Raw genomic sequence first — 14,439 nt, 5'->3', positions numbered from 1 at the left:
CCGCTCCACCCGACCGTCCTCCCACCGCCCGAAGGGCACAGTCATCGACAACAGCACACACGTCACCGCGTCCGAGTCGACGACCGCGGCCGGCAACGCCCGGTTCGCCGAGCCCGCTGCGGGCTACGACGAGCGCGACAGCGACCGCTGGCTCCCGGAGGAGCACTCGAACCGCCGCAGCGACTTCGCCCGGGACCGAGCGCGCCTCCTCCACTCGAGCGCGCTCCGGCGACTCGCCGCCAAGACGCAGGTGCTGAGCCCGACCGCGGGTCTCGACTTCGCCCGCAACCGCCTCACGCACTCGCTCGAGGTCGCGCAGGTGGGTCGAGAGCTCGCCACGAGCCTCGGCCTCGATCCCGACGTCGTCGACACCGCGTGCCTGGCCCACGATCTCGGGCACCCGCCGTTCGGGCACAACGGCGAGAAGGCCCTGAACGACTGGGCCGAGGGCATCGGCGGCTTCGAGGGCAACGCCCAGACGCTCCGGCTCCTGACCCGGATCGAGCCCAAGGTCATCGACGGCTCGGGTCGCAGCTACGGGCTCAATCTCACCCGGGCCAGCCTCGACGCGAGCTGCAAGTACCCGTGGCCCGCGGCCCAGGGTGTCGCCGACCCCGGCGGTCGCACCAAGTTCGGCTTCTACGACGATGACACCCCGGCGTTCGACTGGCTCCGCCTGGGCGCCCCGCGTCGCCAGCGCTGCATCGAGGCCCAGGTGATGGACCTCAGCGACGACATCGCGTACTCCGTCCACGACCTGGAAGACGCCGTGGTCAACGGCTACATCGACGTGGCTTCGCTCTCGTCGAAGGTGGGTCACGACTCGCTCATCGACGCGATGCACGCGTGGGTGGGCGGCGAGCTCAGCCGAGACGAGCTGACCGAGGCCTTCGACCGCCTGCGATCGCTCGACGTCTGGCTGCACGACTACGACGGCGGCCGCCTCGACCAGGCCAGGCTGAAGAACCTCACCAGCCAGCTGATCGGCCGCTTCGCCGGCTCGGCCACCGAGGCGACGCACCAGCACTACCCGCAGGCGAGCCTGACGCGCTTCTCGGCCAGCGTCGTGATCCCCGCCGAGATCATCGGCGAGATCGCCGCCCTCAAGGGCATCGTCGCCGCCTTCGTGATGACCCGCAACACCCGCCAGCCGATCTACGTGCAGCAGCGCGAGGTGCTCTCGAGCCTCGCCGACGCACTGTGGGCGACGGGGTCCTCCGAGCTCGACGCCGGATTCCGCGCCGACTGGGCCGTCGCCGTCGACGACGACGCTCGCAGGCGCGTGATCGTCGACCAGGTGGCGTCGCTCACCGACCAGAGCGCGATGGCCTGGCATGACCGCCTCGTGCGGCCGTAGTGCCCGCGTCGCGAACGTCGGTGGGCGGCCGTAGAGTGAGCGAGTTCGAAAGGGGTGCCGCGTGCCGGGGCTGATCAAGCGCGCCGACATCGACGAGGTGCGCAGTCGCATCAACATCGTCGACATCGTCTCCGACTACGTGACCCTCAAGGGCGCCGGCATCGGCTCGATGAAGGGCCTGTGCCCGTTCCACGACGAGCGCAGCCCGAGCTTCCACGTGCGCCCGCAGGTGGGCCGCTACCACTGCTTCGGCTGCGGCGAAGACGGCGACGTCTTCAGCTTCGTGCAGCAGATGGACCACACGACGTTCCAGGAGGCCGTCGAGCGCATGGCCGCCCGCGTCGGCTTCACCCTCCACTACGAAGACGGCGGCCAGGCCAGCGACCACGGCAACCGCGCGCGGCTGCTCGCGGCCAACCAGGCCGCGGGCGAGTTCTTCGTCGAGCACCTGACCGCACCCGACGCCGATCCGGCGCGCCGGTTCCTGGGGGAGCGCGGCTTCGACCCGGCAGCGGCCGCCCGCTTCGGCACCGGCTTCGCACCGAAGTCGTTCGACGCGCTCCGGTCGCACCTCAAGGGCCGCGGCTTCAGCGACGAGGAGCTCGTCACCGCCGGGCTCCTCAGCCAGGGCGACCGCAGCCCCTACGACCGGTTCCGCGGGCGTCTCCTGTGGCCGATCCGCGACGTGACCGGCGCCACCATCGGGTTCGGCGCCCGGCGGCTCCTCGACGACGACCAGGGCCCGAAGTACCTCAACACGCCCGAGACGCCGATCTACCACAAGTCGCAGGTGCTCTACGGGCTCGATCTCGCCCGCCGCGACATCTCGAAGCAGAAGCAGGTCGTCATCGTCGAGGGCTACACCGACGTCATGGCCTGCCATCTCGCCGGGGTCACCACGGCCGTCGCCACCTGCGGCACCTCGTTCGGCGTCGACCACATCAAGGCGCTGCGGCCGATGCTCGGCGACCTGAGCGGGCTCGACCAGTCGGTCGCCGGCGAGGTCGTATTCACGTTCGACCCCGACGCGGCGGGGCAGAACGCGGCGAGCCGCGCCTTCGCCGAGGAGCAGCGCTTCGCGGCCCAGACCTTCGTCGCAGTCGCTCCCGACGGGCTCGACCCCTGCGATCTGCGCCTGAACCGCGGCGACGACGCCGTCCGTCGACTGGTGACCAGCCGCCGTCCGATGTTCGAGTTCATGATCAAGCGCACGCTCGAGGGCTTCGACCTCGAGACCGTCGAGGGTCGATCGTCTGCGCTCCGGAGCGCCGCACCCGTCGTCGCGGGCATTCGCGACACGGCGCTGTTCCAGGGGTACATCCGACAGCTCGCGGGCTGGCTCGGCCTCGACCCGTCCGACGTCGAGCCGGCCGTGTTCGCGGCCAAGACCGCCCCCAAGGCGATCGAGCGGCTCGCGCCGTCCAGCGACTCCTCGCGGCAGTCCATCACCAGTCTTCCCGAGCGGCCGGCCGGGCCGATCGACGAGGGTCCGAGCATCCTGCGGCTGCCCGACGACCCGTCGACCCGCCTCGAGCGAGACGCCCTGATGGCGATCCTGCAGCACCCTGACGCGGTGCCGTCCGAGCTGACCGCCCAGGCGGCCTTCGCCGTCTTCGTCAACGGCTCGCTCGCCGTCGTCCGCGACGCCGTCGCCGCCAGCCTCGACCGCCTGACCGACCGCGACTTCGTCGAGGCCGTGCTGGAGCAGACGCCTGCTCCCTTCCTGGGGCTGGTGAAGGAGCTCGCCGGCGGGCCCCTTCCCGAGCGCGAGGGGCGCGACGTCGCGACCTACTGTCAGGGGATCCTGTCGTCGCTCGTCGAGCGCGACCTGCTCCGGCAGAAGGCCGAGCTCCTCGGCCAGATGCACCGCACCGACGCGAAGACCGAGCCCGAGCGGCGGCGCGAGATCGGAGAGAAGCTCGTGTCCGTCGAGGCGGCACGACGCACTCTGCGCAACGAGTAGGCTCGTGCACGCAAAAGTCGTGCGCTGACGCACAAGTCGTGCGCGGCTCGTTGCGGGCCTGTAAACACTTCGCCTCAAATTGCGCAGCGGCCCGGTCCTATCGAAAGAATGAAAGCCCCGCCGGCGATCACAGCATCGGCAGCCGCGGGGCTCACGCACCGACACAAAGGGGTACACCACGTGAATTCGAAGTCTTCGCTCGGTCGTCGCGCCGCGATCGGAGTGGGCGGCGCTGTCGCTGCCGCCCTGGTCCTCGCAGGCTGCGCCTCCGGCGGCTCCACCACCACCGACAGCCTCGACGGCGTGATCGTCGGCACCTCCGACGTCATCACCTCGCTCGACCCGGCGGGCTCGTACGACAACGGCTCCTTCGCCGTGATGAACCAGGTGTACCCGTTCCTCCTGAACACCCCGTACGGCTCGCCCGACGTCAAGCCCGACATCGCGACCAGCGCCTCGTTCACGGCCCCGACCGAGTACACGGTCAAGCTCAAGAGCGGCCTGAAGTTCGCGAACGGCGACGACCTCACGTCGTCCGATGTGAAGTTCACGTTCGACCGCCAGCTGGCCATCGCCGACGCGAACGGCCCGTCGTCGCTGCTCTCCAACCTCAAGAGCACCGCGGCCCCCGACCCCACCACCGTCGTGTTCACGCTCAAGACGGCGAACGACCAGACCTGGCCGCAGGTGCTGTCGAGCCCCGCGGGCCCGATCGTCGACGAGCAGGTCTTCAGCGCCACCAAGGTGACCTCCGATGCCGCCATCGTCAAGGGCGAGGGCTTCGCCGGTCAGTACTCGATCACCCAGTACAAGCCGAAAGAGCTGATCCAGTACAAGGCGTTCGACGGCTACAAGGGCCTTCTCGGAACCCCGAAGTCGAAGTCGGTCACCGCCCAGTACTTCACCGACGAGACCGACCTCAAGCTGGCCGTCCAGAAGGGCGACGTCGACGTGGCGTACCGCTCGCTGAGCCCGACCGACCTGGCCTCGCTGAAGAAAGACTCCAACGTCACCGTGCACAACGGTCCCGGTGGCGAGATCCGCTACATCGTCTTCAACTTCGACACCATGCCCTACGGCGCCAAGACCGCCGACGCCGACGCCGCGAAGGCTCTCGCGGTCCGCAAGGCCGTCGCCGACTCGGTCGACCGCCAGGCGCTCTCCGAGGACGTCTACAAGGGCAGCTACACGCCGCTCTACTCGCCCGTGCCCGACGGCCTGACCGGCGCCATCACGCCGTTCAAGACCCTCTACGGCGACGGCGACGGCGGCCCCGACGCCGACAAGGCCAAGTCGACCCTGAAAGACGCCGGCATCTCGGGCAAGGTCACGCTAAACCTGCAGTACACGCCCGACCACTACGGCGCGTCCTCCGACGACGAGTACGCCCTGATCAAGTCGCAGCTCGAAGAGACCGGTCTCTTCACGGTCAACCTCCAGTCGACGCTCTACGACACGTACAGCACGCAGCGCACCAAAGACGCCTACCCGCTGTACCAGCTGGGCTGGTTCCCCGACTACAGCGACGCCGACAACTACCTGACGCCGTTCTTCCTCCCCTCGCCGGGATCGGACGGCAAGGACGTCCCCGGCGGATTCCTGCTGAACCACTACAGCGACTCGAAGGTCAACTCGCTGATCGAGGCTCAGCGCAGCGAGACCGACAAGGCGACGCGCACCAAGGACATCCAGGAGATCCAGACCCTCGAGGCGGGCGACATCTCGACGCTGCCCCTCCTGCAGGGTGCTCAGGTCGCGGTCTCCGGCAAGGACGTCAAGGGTGTCGACGACACGCTCGACGCCTCCTTCAAGTTCCGCTACGCCGCTCTCTCGAAGTAGCAGCAGCTCCATCGGGGTGTCTGCCCCGGCGACCTCAGTCGTCGGGGCAGACACCCCTTCCCTCGCAATCCCAGGAGTGACGTGACAGTTCTCAACGACACCTCGCCGACGGCGCCCGCCGTGTCCGGCCCCCGCCGCGAGCGAACGCGGGGAGGCGGGCTCGGGCGCTACGTCCTGATCCGCTTCCTGCTGATCTTCCCGACGGTGTTCATCCTCGTCACCCTCGTGTTCTTCCTCATGCGCGTGGTCGGCAACCCGATCACGGCCGCGGTCGGCGGACGCCTGACCCCGGCCCAGCTGCAGGAGCGGCTGCACGCCGCCGGCTACGACCGGCCGATCATCGTCCAGTACGGCGAGTACCTCGGGCAGCTCGCTCGCGGAGACTTCGGCACGACGCTGACCGATCACCAGAAGATCATCGACATCCTCCTGACCTACGGCGGCGCCACGATCGAGCTGGTGTTCTACGCGCTCATCGTCGCGCTCATCGTGGGCATCCCGCTCGGCATGCTGGCCGCCTACGTGCGCGACCGCTGGCCCGACGTGATCCTCCGCGTCTTCGCGATCTTCACCTACGCGACCCCGGTGTTCTTCGCCGGCCTCCTGCTCAAGCTCGTCTTCTCGGTCTGGCTCGGCTGGCTCCCGCTCGGCGGCCGCGCGTCGACCCGGATCGAGCTGGCGCTCGGCGGCATCCCGAACCCGACGGGCATCTACATCATCGACGCGCTCCGCACGGGAAACCCGACGATCATCACCGACGTCCTCGCCCACGCGGTCATGCCCGCCCTCGCCCTCGGCCTGATCACCGGCGGCGTGTTCCTGCGCCTCGTCCGCACGAACGTCATCGGCACGCTCGGCGCCGACTACATCGACGCCGCCCGCTCGCGCGGGGTCTCCGAGATCAAGCTCGTGCGCGCACACGCCCTCAAGCCGGCGCTCATCCCGATCATCACGGTCATGGGCCTGCAGATCGCCATGCTGCTCGGCGGATCCGTCCTGACCGAGACCACGTTCGGCTGGCGCGGCCTCGGCTTCGAGCTCCAGCAGTACCTCTCGGCACGCGACTTCGTGGCGGTGCAGGGCATCGTCGCCCTTCTCGCGGTCATCGTCGCGGTCACCAACTTCATCGTCGACATCGTCGCGGCGTTCATCGACCCGCGAGTGAGGTACTGATCATGACGAACGTCCTCGCCGCAGCCAAAGACAAGCGCGCACCCTGGTACAAGCGCCTCCCCGTCGTCGCGCAGCTCCGCCGGAGCGTCGGCCTCCAGCGCGGCATGCTCATCACCGGCATCGTCATCTGCCTGGTGTTCATCCTCACCGCGATCTTCGCCCCGCTGATCGCCCCGTTCGGGTTCGGCCAGCTCCGCGACGACGCGGGAGCCTTCCCCCGCCAGGCGGCGCCGGGCGGCGAGCACATCTGGGGAACGACCGTCGGCGGGTACGACGTGTTCAGCCGCGTGGTCTGGGGCGCGCAGACGGCGATCTCGGTCGTCATCGTGGCCGTGATCCTGTCGGTCACCATCGGCGTCGTGCTCGGACTCGTCTCCGGCTACCTCGGCGGCTGGCTCGACCGCGTTCTCGTGGTCATCGCCGACGCGGTCTACGCCTTCCCGTCGCTCCTGCTCGCGATCGTCGTGTCGATCGTGATCTCGGGCGGCCAGTCGAGCCTGCTCGGGGGCATCGTCGCGGCCGGGATCTCGATCACGGTCGTGTTCGTGCCGCAGTACTTCCGCGTGGTCCGCGCCGAGGCGGTCCGGCTCAAGGCCGAGGCCTTCGTCGAGTCGTCCAAGGTGGTGGGCTCGTCGACCGCCCGCATCATGTTCAAGCACGTGCTCAGGAACGCCACGCGCAGCCTTCCGCTCATCCTGACGCTGAACGCGTCCGAGGCCATCCTCACCCTCGCCAGCCTCGGGTTCCTCGGCTTCGGCATCGGTCCCACCGCCGCCGCCGAGTGGGGCTACGACCTCAACCGGGCCCTCTCCGACACGGCGAGCGGCATCTGGTGGACGGGCGTCTTCCCCGGCGCGGCGATCGTGCTGCTCGTGCTCGGCGTCACCCTCGTCGGCGAGAGCCTGAACGACCTGGCTGACCCGCGCCTCCGCACCCGACGCCGGGCCAAGCGGCGCACAGCCGCGACCACGCCGCTGCCAGCGGCCGCCACGACCGAAGGGGCCGGAGCATGACCGACACCGCTCACGACGACCGCCTGAAGGCCGTCGACATCCGAGACCTCGAGGTCACCTTCGCCACCGACGGCGGCGACGTGCCCGCCGTCCAGGGAGTGTCGCTCGAGGTGAGAGCCGGCGAGGTCCTCGCGATCGTAGGGGAGTCAGGATCGGGCAAGACCGTCACCGCCAAGACGATCCTGGGCCTCCTCCCCGACACCGCCGTCGCCTCGGGTGCGGTGCTCCTCACTGGCGAAGACGTTCTCTCGGTCGGGCCCAAGCGCGTGCGCGAGCTGCGCGGCACCGATGTCGCGATGGTGTTCCAGGAGCCCTCCACGGCCCTCAACCCCGTCTACACGGTCGGCTGGCAGATCGCGGAGGGCATCCGCGCGCACGGCAAGGTGTCGAGGCGCGAGGCGAGGAAGCGGGCGATCGACATCCTGCGTCGCGTCGGCATCCCTGATCCTGCGACCCGTGTCGACTACTACCCGCACCAGTTCTCGGGCGGCCAGAAGCAGCGGGTCGTCATCGCGATGGCCCTCGTGCTCAACCCGTCGGTGATCGTGGCCGACGAGCCGACCACCGCGCTCGACGTGACGGTCCAGGCCGAGATCCTCGACCTGCTGCGCCGGTGCCGCGACGAGTTCGGCGCCGCGATCGTGCTGATCACGCACAACATGGGCGTGGTCGCCGACCTCGCCGACCGCGTCGCCGTGATGTACCTCGGGGGGGTCGTCGAGGAGGCCGACGCAGCGACGCTGTTCGCCAGCCCGCAGGACGACTACACGAAGCGCCTGCTCGGCAGCGTGCCGCGTCTCGAGGCGCGCGGCCACCAGGCGGCGCCTGCCGCCGACGCCGAGGTCGTCGTACGCGCCTCGGGGCTCGAGATCGAGTACCCGGGTCGGCTCGGCCGGGGCGGCTTCCGCGCCGTCAAGGGCGTCGACTTCACGATCGCGAAGGGGCAGGTGCTCGGCCTCGTCGGCGAGTCCGGCTCGGGCAAGACCACCATCGGCCGGGCGATCGCGGGTCTCACCAGGGTGACGGGCGGGTCTCTCGAGGTGCTCGGCGTCGAGATGAACGGCGTCCGGGAGCGCGACTTCAAGCCGAAGCGAGCCGACATCGGGTTCGTCTTCCAAGACCCGGCCTCGTCGTTCAACCCGCTGCTCACGATCGCCGAGTGCGTGGCCGAGCCCCTCATCGTGCATGGACGAGCGGGCGACGCCCGCGCGGCCCGGGGGAGGGTCGACGAGCTCCTGGAGGCGGTGCAGTTGCCCAAGGCGTTCGGCGACCGCTACCCGCACGAGCTCAGCGGCGGCCAGCGCCAGCGCGCCAGCCTCGCACGATCGCTCGCCCTCGACCCCACGCTGCTGATCGCAGACGAGCCGACCAGCGCGCTCGACGTGTCGGTGCAGGCGCGCGTGCTCGAGCTGTTCGCCGAGCTGCAGAAAGACCTGGGCTTCGCGGCGCTCTTCATCAGCCACGACCTGGCCGTGGTGAACATCCTCGCTGACCGGATCGGCGTACTGTTCCATGGAGACCTCGTCGAATCGGGGCCGAACGACCAGGTCCTGGGGGCTCCGGAGCACGCGTACACCAAGCGCCTGCTCGCGTCGCTCCCCGTCCCGGATCCGGCCGAGCAGGCGCGGCGCCGCGAGGCTCTGGCTGCGCTCACCCGAGCAGAAACGAACCAGGAGTCCTGAGTCATGGCCGTCGAAGCTCCCGTCCTCGTGGCGGACGACCTGTCGCTGCTGTACCCGGCCCGGTCGGGCCACGCGGAGGTCCGGGCTGTCGACGGCGTCACGCTGACCGTCGCGTCGGGGGAGATCCTCGGCGTGCTGGGCGAGGCGGGCTCCGGCAAGTCCACGCTCGCACGCGCTCTGGCCGGTCTGGCCCACGGTCGACGACCACCTGAGGGCTCGCCCCGGATCGCTGGCGGCGAGCTCTTCGTGCTCGGCGAGCGGATCCGCACGATCTCGTCGCGCCGACGCGACCGCCTGACCTCGCGGGTCGGCTACCTGTCGCAGAGCGACGGCGACGCGCTCAAGCCCGATCTGACCGTCGCCGAGGCCGTCGCCGAGCCGCTGTACGAGCGCGACCGCCGCTTCGACCGCATCGAGGCGGGCCACCGCGTCGCCCAGCTCGTCGACGCCGTCCACCTTCCGATGTCGACGATGCGCAAGCAGACCTGGGAGCTCAGCTCCGGCCAGCGCCAGCGCATCGCCCTGGCCCGCAGCCTCGTGCTCGAGCCGACCGTCCTGATCGCCGACGAGCCCGCCCGGGGCGTCGACGCCCTCGTGCGCCAGTCGGTGCTCGAGCTGCTCAGGAGCATCCACACCGGCCGCTCGTTCTCGGCCGTCGTCGTGACGTCGTCCGTGGGCGAGGCCCGCGCGGTGGCCGACCGCGTCGCCGTCCTGCGGGCGGGGCGCCTGGTCGGCCTCGGCGAGCTCGACGTCGTGCTGGAGCAGACGGTCGACCCGTACGTGAAGGTGCTGTCGCAGACGTCGCCCATCGACATCATCCCGGCATCCGACCGCACACCCAAGAAACACCGCTGAGGCCGAGCCCGATCCCGAGCACCACCGCCAGAAAGGCACCCGTGACTTCCAGCTCCGCCGCGCGCGGCCACCGCGCCGTCCTGACCCCGTCCCCCGTCGTCCCCGACGAGCGCCGCCCCACCCCCGGCCCGATCGCCGTCGGCCCGTCGGTCGAGCAGCACGTCGTCGACGCTGTCGAGGCGGGCGGCGGGACTCTCGGACCGATCGACGACGAGACCCGCGGGCTCATGTGGCTGTCGCACAAGGCGATCGACGAGCTCGACGAGGTGCTGACGACGCACCCGAACATCGAATGGGTGCAACTGCCCATGGCCGGTGTCGACATGTTCGCGCCCATCATGAAGAAGTACGCCGACTCGCCGCGGCCGTTGTGGACGAGTGCCAAGGGCGCCTACTCCGAGCCGGTCGCCGAGCACGCCGTCGCGCTGACGCTGGCGCTCCTCCGCGTGTTCCCGGAACGAGTGCGCGCGTCGAGCTGGGCGACAGTACCCAAGGGCATCTCGCTCTACGGCCTCAACGTCGTGATCGTCGGCGCCGGCGGCATCGGCCTCGAGATCATGCGCCTGCTCGAGCCGTTCGACACGTCGATCACCGTGGTGCGCCGCAGCACGTCGCCGGTTCCGGGCGCCGCCCGCACCGTGGCGGCGTCGTCGCTCGACGAGGTCCTTCCCGACGCCGACGTCGTGATCGTCGCCGCGGCGATGACAGACGACACCGCGAAGATGTTCGGCGCGAGCCAGTTCGACCTGATGAAAGACACGGCGGTGCTCGTGAACATCGCGCGAGGAGGCCTCGTCGACACGGATGCGCTCGTGGAGGCGCTCCGGGCCGAGTCGCTCTGGGGCGCCGGACTCGACGTCACCGACCCCGAGCCCCTGCCCGACGGACACCCGCTCTGGACCGAGCCCCGCGCCCTGATCACGCCGCACCAGGCCGACACGCCCGAGATGACGGCTCCGCTCCTCGCCGAGCGGATCCGGCACAATGTCGCCGCCCTCTCGGGCGACGGGGAGTTCATCGGCGTGGTCGACCCGGCGGCCGGCTACTAGACCGCCGCCGGGCGGTAGCCGCCTCCGACGCCGCACCAGCCCCTGGGGCCGCCCCGATAGATCGCCGCCCCACGTGTGATCAGCGCGCGGACAGGAAAAAAGCCCCCACGGGTGGAGCCGTGGGGGCTTCGCTCCCCGACTTGGACTCGAACCAAGAACCTGCCGGTTAACAGCCGGCTGCTCTGCCAATTGAGCTATCGAGGAATGGCAGCTGTTCGTGTCGCTTGGATGTGATCCGTTTGAACAGCGACCACAACTCTAGCAAACGTTTCGGCCGCTGATGAACACCTCAGCCCTCGGGGTGGTCGAGACCGGGCATCCAGGTGTTGCCGGGCACGCCCCAGCCCTTCTTCTTGGCCACCTTCGAGATGGCCTTGGCGAACGGGTAGTCGACGCGATCGGCGTACAGAAGGCCGTCGAGGTGGTCGTACTCGTGCTGGAAGATGCGTGCCAGCCAGCCGTACGCCTCGATCTCGAAGGGCTCGCCGTCGATGTCGACCGCGCGGAGGAGGACGCCGTCGGCGCGTCGAAGCGGGAACCGCTCGCCCGGGATCGACAGGCACCCCTCCGACTCGAGCTCGTCGTCGAGCTCGTCGACCGACTCGGGGACGAGCGGCGTCTGCCACAGCTGCGGATTGATCGCGACGCCGCGCCAGGCCTCGCCGTCGTCGTCCGACCACGAGTAGACGAAGAGCCGCAGGCCCACGCCGACCTGCGGCCCGGCGAGGCCCACGCCGGGCGCTTGGTCCATCGTGTCGAACATGTCGGCGACGAGCTCGCGGAGCGACTCGTCGAACTCGGTGACGGGCGCAGCGGGCTCGTGGAGCACGGGCTCGCCGGTGATGGTTATCGGTCGTACAGCCATTCACTCAGCCTATCGGCGGCCGTCGCGGTAGCGTGAGGGAGTGCCACTGCCTCTCGACGTCCTCGCCACGCCGGTCACGCTGAGCACGCATCAGGCCATCGGGATCCCCATCGCGCTCGTCGGAGCAATCTTCCTGTCGGTCGGCGCGCAGCTCCAGCACCGCGGCGTGGCCAAGGTGGAGCGCGCCTCGGGCGGAGCCGCCAAGGGCCTCAAGGTCGGCCAGATGCTGCGTCTCCTCGGTCGCCCGTCCTGGGTCATCGGCAGCGCCATGCTCGGGCTCGCCATCGTGTTCCAGCTCACGAGCCTCAGCTTCGCGCCGCTGATCGTCGTGCAGCCCCTCGGCGCCGTGGCCCTCGTGGTCACGGCGATCCTGAACTCCCGGACGACGCGTCAGCGTCTCGACCGCCAGTCGAAACGCGCCATCCTGTTCTGCGTCGGCGGCGTGGGCCTGTTCGTCACCGTCGCCGCCCTGACGGCGACCGAGCCCGCCATCACGACCGGCCAGCTCGTGACTGTGCTGGTGATCCTCGCATTCGTCTTCGCGATCTGGCTGACCGCCTTCCTGCTCTTCCGCACCCGGATCCGGGCGCTGTTCTACATCATCGGCGCCGGCTTCCTGTACGGCTTCGTGGCCACACTGGCGAAGGTGATCATCAACAGGATCGAGTCGTCGAACTTCGACGCTCTGACGTTCGTCTGCGCCGCGTTCCTCATCGCCGCGGGCTCCCTGGGCGGTTACTTCGTGCAGAACGCCTACTCGTCCGGACCGCCCGACCTGGTAATCGCGGGACTCACCGTGGTCGATCCGCTCGTCGCCGTCGGCGTGGGCGTCCTGGTTCTGGGGGAGGCCTCGACGGCCCCGTGGTGGGCTGCCATCTTCTACCTCGCCGCGGGCGCTCTGGCCGTCTACGGCGTCTTCCAGCTCGCCAAACACCACCCGCAGGCGAGCCGCTGAGCTAGCCTGGGCCCAACCACTGGCCTCAGGCCGTTTCTCCAGCCGCCCGTCACCACCGGTAAGGACGCCACCTCCCCGTGACCCACGACACCGCCCCCGGCGACAGTCCCGCCCCCTCCACCGTCACCCCGCAGAGGCCCTTGCGGGTGCTCCTCGCCGGCGACACGTTTCCGCCCGACGTCAACGGCGCGGCGAACTTCACCGAGCGCCTGGCGGTCGGCCTCGCCGGACGCGGCCACGACGTGCACGTCGTCGCTCCCGCAGCGACTCGCAAGCACGGCACCTTCCGCGAGGAGCACGACGGGCAGGTGCTCACGGTCCACCGCCTCAACTCGACCCGCTGGCCGCTGCACGACTGGCTCCGCTTCGCGACGCCGTGGACCGTCAAATTCCACTCCCGCCGCATCGTCGAGTCGTTCAAGCCCGACGTCGTGCACATCCAGGCGCACATCATCATCGGTCGCGGCCTCACCAAGGTCGCCCACGATCGCGGCATCCGGATCATCGCGACCAACCACTTCATGCCCGACAACCTCGTCGATCACTTCCCTCCGATGCCGAAGCGCCTCAAAGACTGGATCGTGACGAAGGCCTGGCAGGACGCCGCTCACACCTACGAGTACGTGCAGGAGATCACGACGCCGACCAAGAAGGCCGCGGGCTTCCTGGAGGCGGCGACGAACATCACCGGCGTCTACGCCATCTCCTGCGGAATCGACGCCTCCGACTACACGGCCAAGCCGGGACGCCCGAAAGACAACACCATCGTCTTCGTTGGCCGCGTCACTGGCGAGAAGCACATCGACGTGCTCCTGCAGGCGATGACCAAGCTCTCGCCCACCCTCGACGCGAAGCTCGTCATCGTCGGCGGCGGCGACCTCCTCGGGCGTCTCACGCAGATGACGGCCGACCTCGGTCTGGCCGACCGTGTCACGTTCGCCGGCTACCTCTCCGACGACGAGCTGCGCCGCACGCTCACCGACGCGACCGTCTTCTGCATGCCGTCGACGGCCGAGCTCCAGAGCATCGCGAGCCTCGAGGCCATGGCCTCAGGGCTGCCCATCGTCGTGGCCGACGCCATGGCCCTGCCGCACCTCGTCGACGACGGGTCGAACGGCTATCTGTTCCGCCCGGGCGACGCCGACGACCTCGCTGAGAAGCTGACTCTCGTGCTCGAGAAGTCCGATGCCAACTACGTCGCGATGCGCACGGCGAGCCTGAAGATGATCGAGCCGCACGACATCGGCCGCACACTCGACACATTCGAGAAGCTGTATCGTGGTCAGGCGGTGGCCGACCCGGTCGCCGACACCGCGCGTGCTTCGCAGACCGAGTCCTCTTCGTCGTCGTAGCCGGGCCGTCCAGCGGCCCGAGCGCGGATGCGGGGCGGTAGCTCAGCTGGTCAGAGCAGGCGACTCATAATCGCTCGGTCACGGGTTCAAGTCCCGTCCGCCCTACGTGTCAGAACGGCGCCTGCGAAGGCCCCGGACCACGAGCACGAGCCCGACGATCACCAGAATGCCGCCGATGACCAGCCACTTCCGGTCACCGGTCATGGAGCTGCCGGGGATCAGATCGGCCCCCTGGCCAGCGAACACGCCCCCGACCACCACGACGATCGCGCCGACGACGATGAGGGTGATGCGCCCGGTCCGTGAGTCCATGGGCCTCAACCTACGCCGTCGCGA

12 protein-coding genes and 2 tRNA genes are annotated in these 14,439 nt (G+C 69.6%); 11 read left to right on the top strand and 3 right to left on the bottom strand.

Annotated features, from left to right (window positions below; genetic code table 11):
- The first annotated feature begins 43 nt into the window (after positions 1-43).
- From EDF46_RS02735 to EDF46_RS02700, 8 genes are all read left to right on the top strand, one after another.
- Entirely contained in the window at positions 44-1,357 is a 1,314-nt protein-coding gene (locus EDF46_RS02735) for a deoxyguanosinetriphosphate triphosphohydrolase (RefSeq protein WP_123504727.1), read from the top strand.
- Positions 1,358-1,418: 61 nt separating this feature from the next.
- Positions 1,419-3,320: a DNA primase gene (gene dnaG, locus EDF46_RS02730; protein WP_123504726.1), complete on the top strand. Its 1,902-nt coding sequence runs from the start codon at positions 1,419-1,421 to the stop codon at positions 3,318-3,320.
- A 180-nt stretch (positions 3,321-3,500) separates the two neighbouring features.
- Positions 3,501-5,159 carry an ABC transporter substrate-binding protein gene (locus tag EDF46_RS02725; RefSeq protein WP_233579766.1) on the top strand — a complete coding sequence of 553 codons (1,659 nt, stop codon included), beginning with the start codon at positions 3,501-3,503 and terminating at the stop codon, positions 5,157-5,159.
- A 120-nt stretch (positions 5,160-5,279) separates the two neighbouring features.
- On the top strand, positions 5,280-6,332 hold the full coding sequence (locus EDF46_RS02720) for an ABC transporter permease (protein ID WP_233579867.1): 1,053 nt from the start codon (positions 5,280-5,282) through the stop codon (positions 6,330-6,332).
- 2 nt (positions 6,333-6,334) lie between these two features.
- Positions 6,335-7,345 carry an ABC transporter permease gene (locus tag EDF46_RS02715; RefSeq protein WP_123504723.1) on the top strand — a complete coding sequence of 337 codons (1,011 nt, stop codon included), beginning with the start codon at positions 6,335-6,337 and terminating at the stop codon, positions 7,343-7,345.
- Complete coding sequence (locus tag EDF46_RS02710) at positions 7,342-9,027, top strand: ABC transporter ATP-binding protein (protein WP_123504722.1); 1,686 nt, start codon at positions 7,342-7,344, stop codon at positions 9,025-9,027. Before EDF46_RS02715 ends, EDF46_RS02710 begins: the two co-directional genes overlap by 4 nt.
- A gap of 3 nt (positions 9,028-9,030) precedes the next feature.
- A complete protein-coding gene (locus tag EDF46_RS18510) occupies positions 9,031-9,882 on the top strand; it encodes an ATP-binding cassette domain-containing protein (protein ID WP_123504721.1) in 852 nt (283 codons plus the stop codon).
- A gap of 41 nt (positions 9,883-9,923) precedes the next feature.
- Positions 9,924-10,931, top strand: a complete 1,008-nt coding sequence (locus tag EDF46_RS02700; protein WP_123504720.1) for a D-isomer specific 2-hydroxyacid dehydrogenase family protein — start codon at positions 9,924-9,926, stop codon at positions 10,929-10,931.
- Between the two features lie 131 nt (positions 10,932-11,062).
- Here the strand turns inward: EDF46_RS02700 and EDF46_RS02695 are convergent.
- Positions 11,063-11,135, bottom strand: a tRNA-Asn gene (locus tag EDF46_RS02695).
- An 85-nt stretch (positions 11,136-11,220) separates the two neighbouring features.
- A complete protein-coding gene (gene def / locus EDF46_RS02690) occupies positions 11,221-11,796 on the bottom strand; it encodes a peptide deformylase (RefSeq protein WP_123504719.1) in 576 nt (191 codons plus the stop codon).
- A gap of 40 nt (positions 11,797-11,836) precedes the next feature.
- On the opposite strand from def, the gene EDF46_RS02685 reads away from it, so the two are divergent.
- From EDF46_RS02685 to EDF46_RS02675, 3 genes are all read left to right on the top strand, one after another.
- Positions 11,837-12,751, top strand: coding sequence for a DMT family transporter (locus EDF46_RS02685; protein ID WP_233579764.1), 915 nt, complete (start codon positions 11,837-11,839; stop codon positions 12,749-12,751).
- Between the two features lie 77 nt (positions 12,752-12,828).
- Positions 12,829-14,103 carry a glycosyltransferase gene (locus EDF46_RS02680; RefSeq protein WP_123504718.1) on the top strand — a complete coding sequence of 425 codons (1,275 nt, stop codon included), beginning with the start codon at positions 12,829-12,831 and terminating at the stop codon, positions 14,101-14,103.
- Between the two features lie 31 nt (positions 14,104-14,134).
- A tRNA-Ile gene (locus EDF46_RS02675) sits at positions 14,135-14,208 on the top strand.
- Here the strand turns inward: EDF46_RS02675 and EDF46_RS02670 are convergent.
- A complete protein-coding gene (locus EDF46_RS02670; RefSeq protein WP_123504717.1) occupies positions 14,206-14,415 on the bottom strand; it encodes a hypothetical protein in 210 nt (69 codons plus the stop codon). The genes EDF46_RS02675 and EDF46_RS02670 overlap by 3 nt on opposite strands.
- Positions 14,416-14,439: the final 24 nt, after the last annotated feature.

This window comes from Frondihabitans sp. PhB188 (assembly GCF_003752365.1).
GTDB lineage: Bacteria > Actinomycetota > Actinomycetes > Actinomycetales > Microbacteriaceae > Frondihabitans.
Note: the sequence above shows the minus strand (reverse complement) of the source record. Positions and strands in the feature narration are given on the sequence as shown.

Bases quoted from the DNA above. Each gene is read 5' to 3' on its own strand.
- EDF46_RS18510 (WP_123504721.1), top strand. From the start codon at position 9,031: ATGGCCGTCGAAGCTCCCGTCCTCGTGGCGGACGACCTGTCGCTGCTG.
- EDF46_RS02710 (WP_123504722.1), top strand. From the start codon at position 7,342: ATGACCGACACCGCTCACGACGACCGCCTGAAGGCCGTCGACATCCGA.
- EDF46_RS02715 (WP_123504723.1), top strand. From the start codon at position 6,335: ATGACGAACGTCCTCGCCGCAGCCAAAGACAAGCGCGCACCCTGGTAC.
- def (WP_123504719.1), bottom strand. From the start codon at position 11,796: ATGGCTGTACGACCGATAACCATCACCGGCGAGCCCGTGCTCCACGAG.
- EDF46_RS02670 (WP_123504717.1), bottom strand. From the start codon at position 14,415: ATGGACTCACGGACCGGGCGCATCACCCTCATCGTCGTCGGCGCGATC.